Below are 18,877 nucleotides of genomic sequence, written 5' to 3'. Positions count from 1 at the left end.
CATCAATCGCAAAATAAAAGGCCGACAGCTTATGCTGCCGGCCGATGCCACATTCTCAATTAAACACTCTGTTATTGCAGGTCAGAGAGTTCCAACTGAGTGCGGTCTGCCACTTGTTGGCGCCATTCTTCACGCTCACTTTCCGGCAGCACGATCAAGCCGAGATCACGGAGGTAACCGTCGCCGCCAATCATCTGTTCTGACATGAACATGTCAACGTATTCGTACATGGGCGGCACTTCGTCAGCGTGCTGGTTCTTGACGTAGAACCACAGTGAACGGGCAACCGGATAGTCACCAGAACTGATGGCTTCGGGCTCCGGCTCAACACCGTTGATTGTTGCCGCATTCAGCGTGTTGGTGTTCTCTTCCAGGAATGAATAGCCGAAGATACCGAAGGCACCAGTGTCTTCCTGGAGACGCTGAACGATCAGGTTATCGTTCTCACCAGCGTCGATGTAGACACCGTCAGAACGGATGTCAGTGTAGGCTTCTTCGTAGGCATCCATACCTTCGGAGGCGGTTTCCATCACCAGCTCTTCGAAGGCATCACGGGTACCGGAAGTGGTGGGCGGTCCGTAGATGGAGATTTCGCGATCCGGCAGCGAAGCGTCGATTTCGCTCCAGTTGGTGTAGGGGTTTTCAACCAGTTGGCCATCCTGGGGCACCTGCGCGGCCACAGCCATGAAGATGTGTTCAAGGGTGAGTGGCACGACATCGTTTTCGTTAGACTGACCGAGCACGATACCATCCGAGCCGATCTTGGCTTCGGTAATATCGGTCACGCCGTTCTCTGCACAGCGCTCGAACTCAGACGGCTTCATGCGGCGCGATGCGTTGGTGATATCCGGGGTGCCATCGCCAACACCGTTACAAAACAGACGCAAACCGCCGCCTGAACCGGTAGACTCGATGACCGGCGTCGGGTAGTTGGTTGTCGCGCCAAATTCCTCGGTCACATAGCTGGCAAACGGATACACAGTGCTAGAGCCGACAATGTTTATTTGATCACGAGCCTGAGCAACACCTGCCACGCTCATTACAGCTGCCGCGAGCACGGTAGTTTTGAGAATACGGTTCATGCGAATTACTCCTGAAGCTGTTAGGGATATTGCCTTCGCAAGGCACACTTTGCATCGCTTCGATGACAGCTTCATGACAAGCAATGTCACAACATAATTTTTTTAAAATTTTTCATCACGGCTCGCAACGCCATCATTTATTACAACAAAAGCCCCACGGCTGCCAGGGTACATAGCGCAAGCGACGCGGCCTGAAGCCATTGCCGATCAATGCGATGCGCCACCCTGTCGGCAAGCGCATTCCCCAGCAGTACAGCGGGCAATAACGTTGCCGCCACGCCTAAATGCCATAAACCCACCTGCCCTGCCAACGCCAGTGTAGCGAGCGTCAGCATCGAGGTGATGATAAAGAAAGCCGCGAGGTTGCCGCGCAGTCGGTCTGGGGCAAATCCATGCATTAGCAGGACCATTGGCGGCCCGCCGATGGCAGCGACAGTGCCAAAAATCCCCGAGAATACCCCCGCACCAAATAACGACACGCGATTGACCGGCACCCGCACGCGGCATAGCGTGACAAATACCGCAAACAGAACGATGGCAGCAATCAACTTTTCCAATACCACCATTGGCGCTGCGATAAGCAGCCAAAGCCCCAACGCATTGCCCGGCAAGCGTCCCACCAGTGCCATGGTCAGTGCCCCCAGGCGTACCTCGTGCAGGTAGTGGCGTACCATTATTAGCGACACGGTGAACCCGAAAAGCACCAACACCACGGGCACCAGGCGCGGCTCTATCATCAACAACAGCGGCGCCCCAATAACCGCCAAGCCAAAACCAGTGGCGCGTTGTACAAAGGCACCTAACGCGAGGGTCAGCGCGCACCCCGTCCAGGTGCTCGGCGACATATCCAACCACGTCACAACGTCCTCGATCATCCCGATCGCACATCCGTTGCCGCTGGCGTCAGCAAGCGCACGCCGACGTTGCCCAACAGGGCAGCCGCCAGCATGGTCAGAACCATCGGCCATAGGTGTTCGACTTCAAAGAGACCCACCATGGCGCCTGCCAGGGCACCACAGCTAAATTGAATACCACCTAACAAGGCAGTGGCGGTGGCACTGATGTGGCCGAAATGATCCAGCAACGAGGAAATGGCATTGGGTGTAATAAGGCCAATCATGCCGGTAAATAGCATTACCAGCGGTACGACAACGGCCAATGAAGCAATATTGAGCGCTGTGGCAGCCACCAAGCCCATTGCAGCGACCAGTTGAACCGCCAGCCCCAAGCGTAAATTTTGCTGGGGTGTGCGTTTACGCAATAGATAGATATTGACTCGGTTCGAACCGGCGATCATGACCACGTTGACGCCAAACACGAACGGATACACCCCCGGGCTCAACGAAAAATAGTCCAGATATAGAAACGGCGACGCTGTCACAAAGGCAAACAGGCCAGCGAACGAGGCGGCAACGGCGCAGATATACCCCATTCCCTCGCGATGGCGCAGCACACTGGCATAGTTGCGAATCACCTGGCGCGGCGAGGCTGCAGGCAACGACATATCCCGGGTTTCGGGCAGCCTTGTTCCCAACAGCCAGAGAAGAAACCCCGCATACACAGCGAGAAACACAAAGATCAGCCACCAGTCCGCCATGTGCAGCAGCAGGCTGCCGACCGCCGGGGCTACCAGAGGCGCGAGCATCATGATCATGGCCATGGTCGACATCACTCTGGCGGCTTCACGACCACTGAAACAGTCGCGCACAATCGCCGCCGAGTTGACGACGCAGGCCCCGCCACCCAAGGCCTGTACAAACCGCCAAACAAGCAGAGAGGTAAGGGTGTCGGCGGTCATAATCATCAAGCTTGCGCACAGAAACACGACCAGGCCGCTCATCAGCACCGGCTTACGACCTAGCCGGTCAGACATGGGCCCGAAACACAGTTGCCCCAGCGCAAAGCCGAACAGGAAGACGCTAATCGAAAGCTCGGTACGATGAATACTCGCATTGATGGTATCGGCAATGGCCGCCATTGCCGGTAAATAGGCATCAATGGCAAAGGGAGCCAGCGCCGTGTTGGCGGCTACCAGAATAGCGACGCGCCGGGGATTGAGTTCCATGTCTCTCCTTAGGGTGGCCGCAGTCACCCTTGCAGCATAAAGGTAGGCCGCTAATTATATGCCTTTTAGGCTGCATTGTCGGACATGATCACTCGAAGGCCGTCAAGGAGATGATAATTGAGGGGGAAAAATCGTCTGAGGCCAGCGTGCGGACGCGTCAGTGGTGGGGCGTCTCTTGGGATTCGAGCATTTCCACCAACGGCTGAAACTGTTCGCGGTTGTGCTCGTTCATGCGCATAAGAATACGGTGAGCTTCCAGGATCCGCTCACGCAGGCCTTCCTCATCTGCCGGGACTTCAGGCAATTCTTCTAACGCACTATTCAAGCCAGCCGTAGGCTGAAGGGGGGCTTCCATCAAGGTGAAAAAACGCGCAAACCCCATGACATCAAGCATTTGGCGAACGTCCTGATTATCCACGATGATCGTCGGGGGCTGTTCCAGGCGCCCTTTCACCGCCATGGACACCTTGGCAAGAAAACCAAGCGCCGTGGAGTCAACGTTTGTCGCTTCACGCAGATCGATCATTACAGCGCTCAACCCTGGCGTCTCAGCCAAGCGCTGAGCCTGAGTATCCAGGGTGGCACACAGTGTCAAGCGTACATCGCCACACAATTTTAAAACAAAAACACCAGAGTCGAACGCCGCTTTTATGCGACCTTCTTCAGTCAGCATGACCAAATCCGCTCACCATCATGATTGTCAGGTCGTCGGGCAAAGCATCACGATCAGGGCTGTCCTCATCACCAGCACGCTGTTTGCTTAATAGCGCGTTGTTGTTGGTCAGTCGATCACAAAGCTGTTCAAGCGTGGTACTCACGCTTACGAGTTGCTCAAGCTCCCTGAGCCGCGTGTCGAGCGAATCACCCGGCAAGCACTCCAATACGCCATCCGAGCACAGCCATAGCCGAAAATCCTCCGGCAGTTCACAACTGAGAACGGGGTAATCCACATCAGGAAACAGCCCTACCGGCATCCCTTCACCTGGCAACCGCGTCAGTTGATCACCCGAAACCAATAGGGGCATCGGCAGCTGTGCTCCGAGCGAATAGTGAAGAGTATGCGCCTCATGGTCAATAACGCCAACAAATAATGTGGCGTGCTTACCAATATCAGTACCCTGTAACTCTCGATTCATCGCCGCCAGCCATTGACTGGGCAGTTTGTCTGGCTCAATACCATCCCACTCCCCTAGCCAGCGATTGCAGAGATACTTTAACAATACCGTGACAAATGCCGAGGACGCCCCATGACCTGATACATCAGCAAAGTAAAAGGCACTGTAGCGCGAATTGTAGCGCTGGTAGTCGAGAAAATCCCCGGACAAATAAAGCGATGGCGCGAACCAGTAGTCATAATAAACACCGTTGATGACCTTGGGGCGCGGCGGTAGCAGGCGACGTTGAATATGCCCCCCGCTCTGCTGGTCCATACGCAGCAATGCCAGATGGGTTTCCAGACTTTCGTTCAGCTCGGCCAATCGCTCGTGATCCCTGGCACGGGCTTTTTCAAGCACGTCCAGTTCGATCGCCTTGCGGATCATGCGCCGAAGGAGTTCAGCGTGTCTCAATGGGTGGACAATGTAGTCGACCAGCCCAACGTCCACCGCTTTGATCAAGTCGGCATCCTGGCGCGAGTCGCTCACTACCAGCGTGGGCAGTTGATGGGTCAACTGCGACCACTGCTGACGGGGAACCGCCCGGGCATGGGCCACAATCAGAGCGGTTTCGTCCGGTAGATGCGCAATATTGTCCGCTGCATATACCCACATACCATCGCAGGTAATCGCCTCGGCAAGCGCATCGCGCTCTGAACCGGGTTCATCGATCACCGCAATCAGCTGCTTATGCGCCATGGCAAGCCTCAGTCGGCGAAGTCGGCATCATCAAATTCAAAGTCATCGGCAGAAAACGGATCATCCCCGAGTTCGCCATCGCTAATTTCAAATTGACGACGCTGGAGGTAGGCGTCCCGAATAAACCGGTAGCGATCGCCCTGGATCAATTCTTCCTGATCCAACAGACCGGCTCGTGTATCAACGATATTCAGTGCCGTCAGGCCCGCTCGCACCGCGTCATCATCAACGTAAGTGACCGGGTAGGCTGCCATATCGGCAGGCAATCCGGATGTGTCACGCAGCGTGCTGGGCCCGAGCAGCGGCAGCACCAGATAGCGTGAGTCTTCCCACCCCCATGTCGCCAGGGTTTGGCCAAAGTCTTCTTCATCGGCTTCAATGGGCATCAGTGACGCAATATCGAATAGCCCACCCAGCCCCATGGTCGAGTTGACCAAAAAGCGCGAGGTCGAGCGCCCGGCGTTGGCAGGCTTGCCCTGTAAAAGGCTATTGAGCGTCGTGCGAATCTCACCCAAGTTGCTGAAAAAATTACCTACCCCCTGCTGTAACGGATCGGGAGTGATCGTGCGGTATCCCGTGGCAACCGGCTTCAGCGCATAGCGATCAAGCACATCATTGAAGACAAACACTTTACGGTTAAAGCCTTCCCAGGGGTCATCCGGACTAGACGCTTGCGAGGTTTCCGAACCGGTTGAGCCGGTGCTGGCACAACCACCAAGCGCTATCGTCGAGGCCAAGGCGACCCCCCATAGACATCGCTGCATCAAATGAAATGTCCCTACCCTAGGCATACTGCGTTCCTCTGTTTTGCATTTTATATCTGCAAGCGACTCATTGGCGCCTGACAACCACACTGCCCGCACTATACCCCGCACCGAAAGAGCAGATAACACCAATGTCACCCGCCTCCAACGATTCACGGTGTAAATGAAACGCAATGATCGACCCTGCTGAGCTGGTATTCGCATAGCGGTCAAGAATGATCGGCGCCTGTTCCTCACTGGGGTCGTAACCGAGCACTTTGCGCGCAATCATATCGTTCATGTGGCGGTTTGCCTGATGCAGCCAGAGGCGCTTCAAATCGCTTCCCTGTAACTCCAGCGATGCCAGATGCTGCGCGATCATTGACGCCACCATGGGGCATACCTCGCGGAAAACGCGGCGCCCTTCCTGAACGAACAGTTTATCTTCCGCCAGCGGATCACTATCGGTGACGCGATTCAAAAATCCGGCATTATTACGGATGGCATTGGAATATGCCGTCGCCAACCGGGTCCCCAGAATCTCGTAGGCTTCGTCGGCGGACGCACACGCAGCGTCTTCCAGCACCATCGCGGTACACGCATCACCAAAAATAAAGTGGCTGTCGCGGTCAGTAAAATTGAGGTGTGCGGAGCATATTTCAGGATTCACGATCAATGCACGCTTCACGCTACCCGATGCAATGGCGTTCGCGGCGGTTTCAATCGCGAAGGTCGCCGAACTGCAGGCCACATTCATATCGAAACCATAGCCACCCGCGCCAAGCGCGTGCTGAAGTTCAACCGCCACAGCTGGGTAGGCGCGCTCCAGGTTGGAGCAGGCAACAATCACAAGCTCAATATCGCTAGCATCCACCTGGGCACTGGCTAATGCCTCACGGGCAGCACTAAGCGCCATGTCACATTGGATAGAAGGCTCGTCGTTTTGCCGCTGGGGCAGTTTGGGACGCATACGCGCCGGGTCAAGAATACCGCCGGCATCCAATACGTAGCGACTTTTGATGCCCGACGCTTTTTCAATGAACTCACTACTTGAATGAGCGAGCGGTTCCCGTTCCCCCTGCTCAATGGCTTCTGCATGGCGAGTATTTTCCTGATCCACCCAGGCGTTGAATGCGGCAACCAACGACGCATTATCAATGGCGTGTTCCGGTGTATAAAGCCCCGTACCGGTTATCACCACATGTGTCATGTACATCTCCTTTTCACGGCTGCTTGCGCCAGGTAGCTTAAACCGCCGCCAATATCATCACTGTGTGCGTTTCACACACATTTTTCCAGCCCGCGTCTAAACGCTAATTATCTCTTGCCAACGTTTTTCCAGTCGCTTCACCGAAACGGGCATTCGTGTTCCTAACTGCTGGGCAAACAACGATACGCGAAGTTCCTGCAACCACCAGCCAAACTCGACGAGTGATGGATCCTCCACGCGCCCACGGCGCTCGTTTTCGCGACGTGCATCGAATTTTTCCTCCATCGCCTGAACGTCCTGCATCAGCATTTGATCGCGCCCCCGTTCGCGGGCTGCTTTTTCAAGCCGAATCAATGCTGCCTCGGTGTAGCGCGGGTACTCTGACAGCCACTCCCCTGCCTGGGTGATAAAGCCAGGGTAAACAAGACGCTGCATTTGTGCTTTCACATCACTATAGACAAGTGCCAGTGCGAAGTTCAGCTTGCCTTTTAACACCTTGCTGACCGCCAAGTGGCCTTTCAGAGCCGCTTCCACCTGGCCCAGCAATTGCTCGGCGTGAGGCACCAGGTCGCCCTTAACCGCTGCCAGGCGTTCGTTCAGCTCGGCTGCCGAGCGCGGCATAGGCGATTGCGCCACCGTCTGGGTAAACACCGCCACTAACACATCGTCGATCAGGGCCTGCTTGCTGCCCACGTTGGTGAACAGCAACGCGCATTTTTCCAGCGCAGGCAGCGCCTTGATCATCTTGACCTGGGCAGGGGATTGCTGCATCGCCAAACGCGCCACGCCCATTTGGTGGGCCGCCTGGGCTTTTGCCGCATGGTCAAAAAGCATTACCTTAAACGTATCGGCCTCGTTAACCAATGCCGGGTAAGCTTCCACTCGAATACCCGCCTGAGTGGTCACGCGGGAATCTGGCAGGGGCTCCTCAGGTAACCCTGATAAATCCGGTGCCTCGCTTACCTGCTCGGACAGTGCCTGAGCGCCGGCCTTCGCCGCTGCTTCAAACTCCGCTTCCAGCGACCGCACCGAGCGGCCCTGCCCCAGCGTCTTGCCATCATGATCCACCACCCGGATATTCATCATCAGGTGAGCCGGCAAGGTATCAAAACGCCAATCGTCCGGGTGTACACGCGTCCCTGTGCGCTGGCGAATGAACTCGCCCAGCGCCTCGGTCAAGGGCCGCTCATCCGGCACCAGTGTTTCCAGCGCTGCATCAACCCAGTCGGGAATGGGGACCACCTGACGACGAATGCTCTTGGGCAGGGCTTTCATCAAGGCAATGCATTTTTCGCGCAGCAAGCCTGGCACCAGCCACTCCAGGGCATGCTCCGGCAGTTGTGGCAGCATCGCTGCGGGGACGGTCAGCGTGACGCCATCGTCTTCCGCGTCGGGATCAAAATGATAGCTCAACGGATAGGCAACCCCCGAAAGGGTCAGATGATCAGGGTACTGCGCCTGGGTAACGTCTTCGGCGTCGCGGGCCTTGAGCGCTTCCATATCGAACTTGAGCAGCGACGGATCCTGCTTTTCGGCCTGCTTGCGCCAGTGCTCAAAGCCTTTGCCGTTAACGATGTCGCTGGGAAGCCGCTCGTCGTAAAACGCAAACAAGGTGTCTTCGTCGACCAGTATGTCACGACGACGGGCACGATCTTCCAGTGATTCAACTTCTTCAATCAGCGCCCGGTTGTGAGCAAAAAACTCGCCTTTGGTGTGAAACTCGCCTTCTACCAGCCCACGACGAATGAACAGCTCCCGCGACTCGACCGGGGCAATCGGGCCGTAATGCACACGGCGCCGGGTCACGATGGGCAAACCAAACAGGGTCACCTGCTCGAACGCCACTACCTGGGCACGCTTCATTTCCCAATGAGGCTCGCTGTAGCTGCGCTTCACCAGATGTGACGCCAGTGGCTCAATCCATTGGGGGTCAATCTTTGCCACGGTGCGCGCAAACAGTTTGGAGGTTTCCACCAGCTCGAAGGCCATCAACCATTTGGGCGTTTTTTTGGCCAACCCCGAGCCTGGATGAATCATGAACTTACGGTTACGCGCACCTAAATACTCGCGATTTTCCAGCAGCGTACCCAGGTTGGAGAGCAACCCGGTCAGCAGGGCCTTGTGTAGCGGACCGGAGGTTTTACGCCTTGCCTGTCGCGCCTGCTCTTCGTTTTCATCCGCCGGGACGGGCGTCGGCGCCGGCACGTCGATATCCATATCACGCAGCAGCTGACGCAACTGGCGGAAGGTATCGTGCCACTCGCGTACGCGCAGGTAATTGATGTAGTGGTCCCGGCACCAGCGGCGCAACTGATTGCCTGACAGTGCTTCGCGGGCATTGTCGATGCCGTGCCAAAGGTTCAACAGCGCCACGAAGTCCGAGTCGGGATCGTGCCAGCGCTGGTGGGCCTGATCGGCGGCCTGGCGTTTGTCGGCCGGACGGTCGCGAGGGTCCTGAATCGCCAATGCAGAGACCACGACCAACACATCGCGCAGGCTGCCCTGCTCTTTACCCGCCAGCACCATACGCGCCAGCCGGGGGTCTATCGGCAACCGGGCGAGCTTGCGACCCAGCGCCGTGAGCCGCTGGCGCTCGTCGACAGCCCCAAGCTCAAAGAGCAGCCGGAAGCCGTCTTTGACAAAGCGACTATCGGGCGGGTCGACAAACGGAAAGTCCTCAATATCGCCCAGCTTGAGGGCCAGCATGGATAAAATCACCGAGGCAAGATTGGTGCGCTGGATCTCGGGGTCGGTAAACGCCGGGCGGGCCAGGAAATCGTCCTCATCGTATAGACGGATACACACGCCTTCGGCAATCCGCCCGCAGCGCCCCATGCGCTGGTTGGCGCTTGCCTGGCTCACCGGTTCGACCGGCAAGCGCTGGATTTTCGACCGGTAGCTATAACGACTGATACGCACCAGCCCTGGGTCGATCACATAGCGGATACCCGGGACGGTCAGCGAGGTTTCGGCGACGTTGGTCGCCAGCACGATCCGTCGACCCCGATGGGGCGCGAACACCCGGTTCTGCTCGGCGTTGGAAAGCCGCGCGTACAGCGGCAGAACTTCACAGTCACGCAAATCAGCCCGGCGCAGGGTGTCAGCCGTTTCACGAATTTCCCGCTCGCCGGGCAGGAACACCAGCACATCGCGGGGGCCATGCTGCCAGCCCTTTTCACGTTCCAACCCCTCGATTTCCTCGACCGCGTGGAGAATGCCCTCTTGCAGCGTGCGGTCCTCTTCGTCCTCGCCGTCGCGCACCAAGGGCCGGTAATGCACCTCCACCGGATAGGCCCGACCGGAGACTTCGACCGTCGGCGCAGGGCGCTGCGCATTGCCAAAATGGGCGGCAAATCGCGCTACATCAATGGTGGCCGAGGTGATAATAATCGACAGATCCGGGCGTTTGGGCAGCAGACGTTTCAGATAGCCCAACAGAAAATCGATGTTGAGGCTGCGTTCGTGGGCCTCATCGATAATGATGGTGTCGTAGCGCAGTAGCAGCGGATCGTGCTGGGTTTCCGCCAGCAGAATCCCGTCGGTCATCAGTTTGACCAGGGTGTTCTCGTTACTCTGATCGGTAAACCGGACCTGATACCCCACCTGCTCGCCAAGCGGCACCGCCAATTCCTCGGCAAGCCGGGTGGCCACACTGCGTGCGGCAAGCCGACGCGGCTGAGTGTGGCCTATCAGGCCACGCCGGCCACGCCCTAGCTCCAGGCACATTTTGGGTAACTGGGTGGTTTTACCCGACCCGGTTTCCCCCGCGACGACGACCACCTGATGGTCGCGAAGCGCCGCGAGAATATCCTCACGGCGTTCAACCACCGGCAATTCGGGCGGATAGTTCCAGTCAAACGACTGGTTATCTCGCTGACGAAGCACCTGCTGCGCACGCGCCATCTCGGGTTCCAGCTCGTTCAACCCCCGGTCGATCGGCTTACCCTCCTGCAGGCGACGCGACAAACCGGCCAACCGCCGCTCGAAACGCTGGGCATCGCGTCGCATCGTGTTGTTCACGGCGGACTTAAGCGTCTTGAGGCGTTGTGCATCAGAGGTCGTTGCGAGCGGCGTGTCGTTGGTCACGATATATCCAGGTCCTATGGGCACTTAAAGGGTGGCACTTATAAAAAAGTCTGCCCGCTCAACTGAGCGGGCAGATCATTGTAACGCGTTCGCCAGGCAAGCGCATAAGTCGCGCTGCCTATGACGAAGCAGCTTTTTGGCTATCTTCATCGCGTAGCTGACGGCGCAGTACTTTACCCACATTGGTTTTGGGCAACTCATCGCGAAACTCGATGTACTTGGGCACTTTGTAGCCGGTAAGCTCACTCTTGCACCAACGACGCAGCGTTTCGGCATCCAGCTCGGGGTTTTTGCTGACTACAAACAGCTTGATCGCCTCACCGGCCACCTCATCGGCAACCCCAACCGCGGCTGACTCTACGATATCGGGATGCCCGGCGACCACGTCTTCCACCTCGTTAGGGTAAACATTAAACCCGGATACCAGGATCATGTCTTTCTTGCGATCCACGATACGGATGTAGCCATCCTCCTGAAGCACGGCAATATCACCGGTGTAGAACCAACCCTCATCGTCAATAGAGTTACGGGTTTCCTCTTCGCGTTGCCAATAACCCTTCATGACCTGTGGCCCCTGGACACACAGCTCGCCTGGCTCACCCAGCGGCTGATCCTGACCGTCGGCATTCACCACTTTGACCGCAGTGCCTGCCACCGGTTTGCCGATGGTGCCCAGCTGGATGGCATCCGAAGGATTGAAGCTGACAATCGGCGAGGTCTCGGTCAGTCCATAGCCTTCCGAGATCGGGCATCCGGTGACCTCCTCCCAACGCTTCGCCGAAGCTTTCGTCAGGGCCATGCCCCCGGAAATGGTCAAATGCAGGTTGGAAAAATCAAGCTGCTTGAAATCATCCCGGTTGCACAACGCATTGAACAGCGTATTGAGACCAATGAAGGCAGTAAACGGCATACCTTTCAAGGTCTTGATAAAACCATCAAGGTCACGAGGATTGGTAATCAGCACCGAGTGGTTACCAGTTTCCATTAAAAACAGGCAGTTAACAGTAAACGTATAGATGTGATAAACGGGCAAGGGGGCAATCACCAGCTCGTTGCCGTCGGTCAGATTGCCACCGATGGCTTCTCGAGCCTGCAGCATATTGGCGACGAGGTTACGGTGGGTCAGCATCGCCCCTTTGGGCATGCCGGTGGTTCCGCCAGTGTATTGCAGTGCGGCCAGATCTTCCTGCTCGCGAGTGATCTCGCGGTGACTCAAGGCCTGCCCTTTATTCAATGCGTCGCGAAATGTCACCGCCTGGGGCAACGAATAGCGAGGGACCATTTTCTTGACGTACTTGACCACGCTGTTGATCAGCAACCGCTTGGGGAAGTCGTGCAGGTCGGCAAGCTCGGTCACCACCACATGCTTGATCTCGGTTTTATCGAGAACACGTTCAAGCTTGTCCGCCATGTTGGCCAGAATCACGATCGCCTTGGCGTTGGCATCCTTGAACTGGTGGGCCATTTCGCGCTCGGTATAGAGCGGATTAGTGTTCACTACTACCAGGCCCGCGCGCAGCGCGCCAAATACCGCAACGGGGAACTGCAGCACGTTGGGTAATTGAATGGCGATTCGGTCACCCGGCACCAGGTCGGTTTCATGCTGTAACCAAGCAGCAAAATTGGCCGACAGTCTGTCAAGGTCAGCGAAGCTGAGCGTTTTTCCCATGCAGCTGAACGCCGACTTGTCCTTGAAACGTTCAACCGCCGAGTGGAAAACGTCGGTAACCGCACCGTACCGCTCTAAACCCTCAAGCGCGGGGCCACGCAGAATAGGGGCATCAGCTTGTTCGCTCATGGGCAATCTCCAGTTTCCATGTCGATGTCGTCACCGACCTTGTTGTTGTCGAGTCGCGAAAACGCAACGATATACGACTGGCCTACCACTGTAAAACGATCGATTGAAACTTACGTTTCAACTTTAGCCCTAACCTCGCATCAGGCCTGGCTCGAATAACGCGCCTGAATGCATCCATCACGCCATACCAGTAGCTCCCCTGGTTGCATGCGGTACCACTGTTCATTGTGGGTCAAGGGTTCGGTCGCAATCACCGACACGATATCGTTGGGCGTGGTATGTTCGGCAAAATTGACCGTTAGTTCGGCGTCGGACAGTTCAGCCTCGCCAAAGGGCGCAGCACGGGTAATATGAGCAAGCTTAGTTGAACAGTAGGTATAGAGGTACGTTCCGTCAGAGAGAAGCAGATTAAAAACACCCAGCGTTCGCAGCCGCTCGCATAAACCATGGAGCGTTTGCCAAAGTGGCGCCTGCTCTCCTGGCGGGGTTGGAAAGGCACGCCTTAACTCGCTCATCAGCCAGCAGAAAGCATGCTCGCTGTCCGTACTGCCCACCGGGGTGTAAAAGCCCAGCGGCAAAGGCTCCCAGTCGTTCAATTGACCATTATGGGCATAGCACCAGGGCCGCCCCCACATTTCACGGGTAAAAGGATGGGTATTGGCCAAGGTGACCTCACCGACGTTGGCCTGACGGATATGACTGATCACGACATTGGATTTGATCGGGTAATCGCAGATCAGTCGTGCGATGGGCGAGTCTACCGACGGATGGGGGTCGCGAAACTCCCGGTAGCCCCCTTCTTCATAGAAGGCAATGCCCCACCCGTCGCGGTGTGGCCCTGTTCCCCCACCCCGGTGCAGAAACCCCGCGAAGCTGAAACAGATATCGGTGGGCACATTGGCGCTCATTCCCAGCAGCTCACACATCGACGCGCTCCTGTGTGGCTTAGCCGATGACCGGTTCACGGCGGCGCGTTTCTTCGGGGTCGCTGGGCTCTTTTTCCTCGACAGCAGGCTCATCCACGAACTTGTTACGCCCGCGCCACCACAACGCGACCCCCACAACACCACCGATTGCCATGCCAAGCAGTAAGCACAGCAGGCCATTACGCAGGGCGCCACCGTTGCTCTCTAAAAATCCCACAGCGGCGACCATGGCGGAAGGCGCCCAACCCGTGTAAAACTCACCCTCTTCAACCAGGGGTAGCCGGAATGGCGCAGGCGCCCACATCGCGCCGCCAATGCACCATGTCAGCAACAGGCGTGGCAGCCTGGGCAAAAAGGCGAACGCAAAATAAACGGCCACGAACACGACCAGCGACAGACCGTAATAACTTAACCACAACAGTGACATTGAATCAGCAAACAGCATAATACTCCTCATGAGGGTGCATTCACCCACCGTAGATTTCCCGTTATGGTACCTATCAATTTATGAAAGCACAGCCAGCTTTGAACAACGACCACCCGGTCAGCGCCTATTTTCGCGCGGATGACCCACAATGGCACTGGCTAGAGCAACGTGACTGCGCTGATGTCAGCCGCTTTTTAACCGCGGCAAACCAACAGCATGCCGAATGGTTCAAACCGCTGGAACCGCTTGCCGATGCGCTTTATGAAAGCCACCTGCGCCGGCGGGAACTCGCAGTTACCAGTCTTCAGACAACACTCGACCACTTTACGTTCTGGAGCGAGACAGCGGCCGACGAGGAATACCCCCGCTGGTGGCGTCACCCTAACGGCCAGCCCGATGCCCCAGACTGCATTCTAGCAGTGCCCGACCTTGCCGCCGGGCAGCCATTCTACGAAATGGGCGACATGGCGCTGTCACCTGATGAAGCATGGCTGGCCTGGACCGACGACACTCAGGGGGACGAGCGTTTTACCCTGTGGCTGAAACGTCTGCCTGACGGCCAACCGGTCCAGTTGCTCAGCGACATCGGCCCCGGCATCTGCTGGGCAGAAGACCAGACCGCTGGCAATGCATCGCTATTGTTTACCCGCTTCGACGACACTCAACGTCCGGACAGCATTTGGTGCCTGCCGATCAGCCTTGACCAGACACCGCACTCACAGACAGCGACGTTATTGCTGCGCGAGGACGACCCCGAATTTTGGCTGGGCATGGGCAAAACCCGTTCGCGGGAGTGGCTGGTGCTTGAAAGCGCCTCCAAGGACACCAGTGAAGCCCATCTGGTGCCAGCCCGAACGCCAACCCATCCCCCACGCTGCCTCCAGCCTCGCCAACCAGGCGTTGAGTATACGATAGACCATCGTCCCGGCGTGTTTTATCGACTGCATAACCAGGCCAGCACCCACTTCCAACTGGATGTTTTGCCCGTCGATGAACTGGATAGCGACCTGCCTGCTTGGCAGCCCCTCGTCCCGGCGCGGGAAGATGCGACCCTGGAGGGGGTTGATGCTTTCGCCTGGGGGCTGATACTGGCTGAACGCGATCATGATCAAGCACAGGTGAGACTGCGTCGTCTGGACATTAATCCACACCAGCAGATCACCCGGGACGACTACCTCGCCCAACCCGAGTTGCTTTGCTCACAGTTGCTTGAGGACGCGCCCCACTTTGACACCCAAGAGCTGCGCCTAAGGGAGGAATCGTTTACCCGTCCGCCGAGCTGGTATGCCCTGGACCTGATCACCGGGGAGCGCACGCTGCTCAAACGCGTGCCGGTATATGGCAGCCTGGCACCCGAGCAGCTCGTCAGTCAGCGGGTATGGGCGACCAGTGCCGACGGCCAGCGTGTGCCCGTCTCGGTTGTCACTCGCCGCGACCTGGCCAACCAGCCGCTGCCCACTCTGCTATATGGCTATGGCGCATACGGTGAACCGCTTGACCCATGGTTTTCCATTGCCCGCCTGGAACTGCTCGAACGGGGTGTCGCCTTTGCCGTGGCCCACGTGCGCGGAGGCGGCGAACGCGGCGAACCCTGGTATTTGGACGGCAAAATGGCCCACAAGGAACACAGCTTTGACGATTTTCTAGCCGCCCGCGATGCACTGGTGGCACAAGGCTTGAGCGATCCCCAGCGAGTTGTCGCCTGTGGCGCAAGCGCGGGCGGCCTGCTTGTCGGCACCTGCCTCAACCGAGCCCCTGAGTCGTTTTGCGCCGGTGTCCTCGAGGTGCCGTTTCTGGACGTGCTGCGCACCATGCAGAATCCGGCACTGCCGCTGACCACCGCCGAATACAGCGAATGGGGCAATCCGGCCGACCCGCAGGTGGCCGAGCGCATCCGCCATTATTCGCCCATCGATAATGTGACGGCACAGCGCTACCCGGCGCTTTGGCTCGAAGGCAGCTGGTTTGATACCCGGGTTAGCTACTGGGAGCCGGCCAAATTCTATGCGCGCGTCAGTCAACTCCAGCAAGGCGACGCCCCGGTATTGCTACACACTGACATGAGCAGCGGTCACGGTGGCGCCTCCGGTCGTTTCAAGGCGTGGCGGGACGCCGCTCGCCAGGATGCCTTTATCCTCTGGGCACTGGGTTTGATGGATTAAGACACAGCGATGCCAAGGAAGGCATGTTACATGGGTAATACGGCGATGATGTGGGATTCCAACTGGTTTTCGGGAACATCATCTTGCGAAACCGCATAGCTTCTCACGCTCACCCCTTTGCGATGGACTCGCTCGGCATCGTTGCTGAGTAACGGATGCCAGCCAGCCAGCTTTCGCCCTTCGGCGACGCGCCGGTAGCCACAGGTTGACGGCAGCCAGGTGAATTCTTTCACCAGTTCGGGGGTTAGCTGAGTGCAGTCGGGGACGAAATCAAAACGATTTTCGTAATCGCTGCATTGGCAACTGTGGGTATCCAGCAGCCGACAGGCCACATTGAGCACGGCCAGCTCCTGGCTCTCCTCATCGTGCAGCTTCAACAGACAGCACTGCCCGCAGCCGTCACAGAGTGCCTCCCACTCGGGCGTGGTCAATTCTTCCAGCGTATAACGCTCCCAAAAGCGCTCACGTAACGCGCCTGTCATTGGATCACCTTCACTTGCTACTCGTATGCGTTGGGAAACGACGCTCGGTACCTAGCGCATCAAAAAGCGCGGGCCAGAGTTCATCAAAATCGCTCTTCAATCGAGCGTAATCCTCGTGCAGCCATGGGACAAGCTCCGCCAGCCGATTGGGTCCCGAAAGCCGCCTGCCAACGCCGGCAATGGCCTGGCAGGTAAAATCAAAATCGGCATAGCGGCGCAGCCAGTCGTGGGAGATCAAGGGCTCCACCATGGGGGCCAGACGGTCAGGCGCGGAACGCTCATTCAGCAGTCGATAGCACCGCTCGATCAATACCGGCTGCGAGTCGTCGGCATGGGACTCAAGGGAGAGAAAGTGGTCCCAGACAATATCCAATGCAATACCCATAAAGCGTCGCTGAGCGGGAGGCGACCGACGTAACGCCGCCTTGACGCATGGATGCCCATCCACCCAGGCATCCACACGGCGGTGGTGACGGATCCCCAGTGCCGTATCATCAGGCCAGGCGGCCAGATCGCGACCTTTTACGCCATCGGCAATCAGGTTGCCGTAGAGAAAGTCATCACTGCCGTCGCGGGCAAGCCAGGCGTGGGCCAGAAAATTCATTCGCCTGACGGGTTGCCGGAACGCTGCTGGGCCAAGTGCTCGGTCAACAAGTTCGTTTCATTGCCAGGCGGCATCTGCAGATAAAAACCTTGGGAATCAATCGCCTCGATGATGTCTGCAGCACTGGCACGCGCCAGCTTTTTATCAGCGGTCAAGATCATGGTGAGCAACGCCTGGGGTTTGCCAAACGACGTCAGTAGCGGTTCGGGGACATGCGTGAGTCCCTGACGCTTATCAACGTAAAGATACATCTCCTCTTTACGCGAGCTTTTGAAAATCTCACACAACAGTTTATCGCTCACTCAGCTTGCGCCTCCAACGCCTTCGTCAGATCATCATTCAGCCGCTCACCTCGCCAACCGGTGGGAAGGGTTAACGGTGTCCCCGCCAGCGATTGCATGACCAACGCCTCGAGATCACGGCGGCGCAGCAAAACCTCAGGCGCAAGTCCCAGTTCATCAGCGTGGCCTTTAACCACTTTCTTTAACGCCTTGAACCGATGCTTGAAAGCTGGCTGCATCGGATCCGGCCAGGGCGTGGGCAATACTTCGCTGGGCGTATGCTGGGCCTGCTTGACGAATCCCAGCAGAGCATCACCCTCCTTCTTGACCAGCGGTGGTGTCATACCTTCAACACGGGCCAGTTCATAGCGATTGGCGGGCATCGCCTCGGCGATGGCCATCAAGTGTTTATCGCTTATCAACCAGTTGCGCGGTATGTCGCGACGACGGGTCTCGCCTTCCCGCCAGGTGGTCATCAACTGATACGCTTTCAGCTGAGGGGCGGTAAGTCGCCATAGCTGGCGTTGCCGGGTGTACCACTGTGTGTCGTTGTCATCACTGCGGCCTGCCTGGTCGATCAGTTGGCGGCAGTCGCTCTCCAGCCAGGCAAACCGGTCAAGGTGCTCAAGCTGCTCACGCTGTTTTGCCCATACATCGAGCAGGTAAATAACGTCCAGAGCGGCATATTCACACTGCGCGGAGGACAATGGTCGTTCCAGCCAGTTGGAGCGGGTTTCTTCCTTGGGCAGGGTTCTACCCACCCAGGCCTCAACCAGCTTCTGGTATCCCATACTGGGATTTTCACCCAGAAACCCCTGTGCCACCTGGGTATCGATCAACGGGCTTGGCAAGACACCTGCCCAGATTTGAAACACTTCCAGGTCTTCACTGCAGGCATGCAGCAGCTTGATTGCTTGGTTCTGCAGCAATGCTCGAAAGGCATCGGTACAAGGCGTTGCCAGCGGATCGATCAGAAACGCATGCTCACCCGCACTGAACTGGATTAGCGCCGGGATGGGAAAAAACGTTTTCTCGCGGAAAAACTCCGTATCCAACGCAATGACAGGGGCATCGGCCACCTGCTGGCAGGCGTCATCAAGAGCCTGCGGCGAGGCAATCCAGCTGATGTCAGCGGGTTGAAATGAGGACAAAAGTCTA

Annotated in this window: 16 protein-coding genes; 1 reads left to right on the top strand and 15 read right to left on the bottom strand. The window is 57.3% G+C overall.

Going from position 1 to position 18,877, the window contains the following annotated elements:
* Nucleotides 1-71: 71 nt before the first annotated feature.
* The 11 genes from IT895_RS06850 to IT895_RS06800 form a co-directional block, all read right to left on the bottom strand.
* Nucleotides 72-1,082 carry a PstS family phosphate ABC transporter substrate-binding protein gene (locus IT895_RS06850; protein ID WP_085917500.1) on the bottom strand — a complete coding sequence of 337 codons (1,011 nt, stop codon included), beginning with the start codon at nucleotides 1,080-1,082 and terminating at the stop codon, nucleotides 72-74.
* 140 nt (nucleotides 1,083-1,222) lie between these two features.
* Nucleotides 1,223-1,957, bottom strand: coding sequence for a sulfite exporter TauE/SafE family protein (locus IT895_RS06845; RefSeq protein WP_085917499.1), 735 nt, complete (start codon nucleotides 1,955-1,957; stop codon nucleotides 1,223-1,225).
* Entirely contained in the window at nucleotides 1,954-3,147 is a 1,194-nt protein-coding gene (locus tag IT895_RS06840; protein WP_085917498.1) for a multidrug effflux MFS transporter, read from the bottom strand. Before IT895_RS06840 ends, IT895_RS06845 begins: the two co-directional genes overlap by 4 nt.
* A 157-nt stretch (nucleotides 3,148-3,304) precedes the next feature.
* The gene (locus IT895_RS06835) at nucleotides 3,305-3,820 is read right to left on the bottom strand and encodes an STAS domain-containing protein (RefSeq protein ID WP_085917497.1); all 516 of its coding nucleotides are present in this window, start codon (nucleotides 3,818-3,820) and stop codon (nucleotides 3,305-3,307) included.
* A complete protein-coding gene (locus IT895_RS06830) occupies nucleotides 3,810-5,000 on the bottom strand; it encodes a PP2C family protein-serine/threonine phosphatase (RefSeq protein ID WP_085917496.1) in 1,191 nt (396 codons plus the stop codon). Before IT895_RS06830 ends, IT895_RS06835 begins: the two co-directional genes overlap by 11 nt.
* A gap of 8 nt (nucleotides 5,001-5,008) precedes the next feature.
* The gene (locus tag IT895_RS06825) at nucleotides 5,009-5,764 is read right to left on the bottom strand and encodes an MlaA family lipoprotein (protein ID WP_199285429.1); all 756 of its coding nucleotides are present in this window, start codon (nucleotides 5,762-5,764) and stop codon (nucleotides 5,009-5,011) included.
* 67 nt (nucleotides 5,765-5,831) lie between these two features.
* Nucleotides 5,832-6,953 carry a beta-ketoacyl-ACP synthase III gene (locus tag IT895_RS06820; protein ID WP_085917494.1) on the bottom strand — a complete coding sequence of 374 codons (1,122 nt, stop codon included), beginning with the start codon at nucleotides 6,951-6,953 and terminating at the stop codon, nucleotides 5,832-5,834.
* Between the two features lie 96 nt (nucleotides 6,954-7,049).
* A complete protein-coding gene (gene hrpA, locus IT895_RS06815; protein ID WP_233337416.1) occupies nucleotides 7,050-10,961 on the bottom strand; it encodes an ATP-dependent RNA helicase HrpA in 3,912 nt (1,303 codons plus the stop codon).
* A 196-nt stretch (nucleotides 10,962-11,157) separates the two neighbouring features.
* On the bottom strand, nucleotides 11,158-12,837 hold the full coding sequence (locus tag IT895_RS06810; RefSeq protein WP_085917493.1) for an AMP-binding protein: 1,680 nt from the start codon (nucleotides 12,835-12,837) through the stop codon (nucleotides 11,158-11,160).
* Nucleotides 12,838-12,977: 140 nt separating this feature from the next.
* Complete coding sequence (locus tag IT895_RS06805; RefSeq protein ID WP_085917492.1) at nucleotides 12,978-13,763, bottom strand: class II glutamine amidotransferase; 786 nt, start codon at nucleotides 13,761-13,763, stop codon at nucleotides 12,978-12,980.
* 19 nt (nucleotides 13,764-13,782) lie between these two features.
* Nucleotides 13,783-14,208: a hypothetical protein gene (locus tag IT895_RS06800; protein ID WP_085917491.1), complete on the bottom strand. Its 426-nt coding sequence runs from the start codon at nucleotides 14,206-14,208 to the stop codon at nucleotides 13,783-13,785.
* A 62-nt stretch (nucleotides 14,209-14,270) separates the two neighbouring features.
* On the opposite strand from IT895_RS06800, the gene IT895_RS06795 reads away from it, so the two are divergent.
* Entirely contained in the window at nucleotides 14,271-16,352 is a 2,082-nt protein-coding gene (locus tag IT895_RS06795) for a S9 family peptidase (protein WP_199285088.1), read from the top strand.
* 26 nt (nucleotides 16,353-16,378) lie between these two features.
* Here IT895_RS06795 and IT895_RS06790 read toward each other — a convergent pair whose 3' ends face one another.
* Genes IT895_RS06790 through rnd form a run of 4 tightly spaced genes read right to left on the bottom strand, consistent with a single transcriptional unit; the run spans nucleotide 16,379 to nucleotide 18,870 of the window.
* Nucleotides 16,379-16,834 carry a YcgN family cysteine cluster protein gene (locus IT895_RS06790; protein ID WP_085917489.1) on the bottom strand — a complete coding sequence of 152 codons (456 nt, stop codon included), beginning with the start codon at nucleotides 16,832-16,834 and terminating at the stop codon, nucleotides 16,379-16,381.
* A 10-nt stretch (nucleotides 16,835-16,844) separates the two neighbouring features.
* Complete coding sequence (locus tag IT895_RS06785) at nucleotides 16,845-17,438, bottom strand: acyl carrier protein phosphodiesterase (RefSeq protein WP_085917488.1); 594 nt, start codon at nucleotides 17,436-17,438, stop codon at nucleotides 16,845-16,847.
* Nucleotides 17,435-17,740 (bottom strand): YcgL domain-containing protein, encoded by a 306-nt coding sequence (locus IT895_RS06780; protein ID WP_085917487.1) that lies wholly within the window; start codon nucleotides 17,738-17,740, stop codon nucleotides 17,435-17,437. Before IT895_RS06780 ends, IT895_RS06785 begins: the two co-directional genes overlap by 4 nt.
* Entirely contained in the window at nucleotides 17,737-18,870 is a 1,134-nt protein-coding gene (gene rnd / locus IT895_RS06775; protein ID WP_199285087.1) for a ribonuclease D, read from the bottom strand. The genes IT895_RS06780 and rnd overlap by 4 nt, the downstream gene beginning before the upstream one ends.
* Between the last annotated feature and the right edge of the window lie 7 nt (nucleotides 18,871-18,877).

This window comes from Halomonas sp. A40-4, from assembly GCF_015767635.1.
Lineage (GTDB): Bacteria > Pseudomonadota > Gammaproteobacteria > Pseudomonadales > Halomonadaceae > Vreelandella > Vreelandella janggokensis.
This window is presented reverse-complemented; position numbering and strand designations above follow the sequence as displayed.

What these genes read in the sequence shown, in the direction of transcription:
- IT895_RS06800 (WP_085917491.1), bottom strand. Translation starts at nt 14,208, where the DNA reads ATGCTGTTTGCTGATTCAATGTCACTGTTGTGGTTAAGTTATTACGGT.
- IT895_RS06830 (WP_085917496.1), bottom strand. Translation starts at nt 5,000, where the DNA reads ATGGCGCATAAGCAGCTGATTGCGGTGATCGATGAACCCGGTTCAGAG.
- IT895_RS06840 (WP_085917498.1), bottom strand. Translation starts at nt 3,147, where the DNA reads ATGGAACTCAATCCCCGGCGCGTCGCTATTCTGGTAGCCGCCAACACG.
- IT895_RS06790 (WP_085917489.1), bottom strand. Translation starts at nt 16,834, where the DNA reads ATGACAGGCGCGTTACGTGAGCGCTTTTGGGAGCGTTATACGCTGGAA.
- IT895_RS06825 (WP_199285429.1), bottom strand. Translation starts at nt 5,764, where the DNA reads ATGCAGCGATGTCTATGGGGGGTCGCCTTGGCCTCGACGATAGCGCTT.
- IT895_RS06845 (WP_085917499.1), bottom strand. Translation starts at nt 1,957, where the DNA reads ATGATCGAGGACGTTGTGACGTGGTTGGATATGTCGCCGAGCACCTGG.
- IT895_RS06810 (WP_085917493.1), bottom strand. Translation starts at nt 12,837, where the DNA reads ATGAGCGAACAAGCTGATGCCCCTATTCTGCGTGGCCCCGCGCTTGAG.
- IT895_RS06805 (WP_085917492.1), bottom strand. Translation starts at nt 13,763, where the DNA reads ATGTGTGAGCTGCTGGGAATGAGCGCCAATGTGCCCACCGATATCTGT.
- IT895_RS06820 (WP_085917494.1), bottom strand. Translation starts at nt 6,953, where the DNA reads ATGACACATGTGGTGATAACCGGTACGGGGCTTTATACACCGGAACAC.
- hrpA (WP_233337416.1), bottom strand. Translation starts at nt 10,961, where the DNA reads ATGCGACGCGATGCCCAGCGTTTCGAGCGGCGGTTGGCCGGTTTGTCG.
- IT895_RS06785 (WP_085917488.1), bottom strand. Translation starts at nt 17,438, where the DNA reads ATGAATTTTCTGGCCCACGCCTGGCTTGCCCGCGACGGCAGTGATGAC.
- IT895_RS06835 (WP_085917497.1), bottom strand. Translation starts at nt 3,820, where the DNA reads ATGCTGACTGAAGAAGGTCGCATAAAAGCGGCGTTCGACTCTGGTGTT.
- IT895_RS06795 (WP_199285088.1), top strand. Translation starts at nt 14,271, where the DNA reads ATGAAAGCACAGCCAGCTTTGAACAACGACCACCCGGTCAGCGCCTAT.
- IT895_RS06850 (WP_085917500.1), bottom strand. Translation starts at nt 1,082, where the DNA reads ATGAACCGTATTCTCAAAACTACCGTGCTCGCGGCAGCTGTAATGAGC.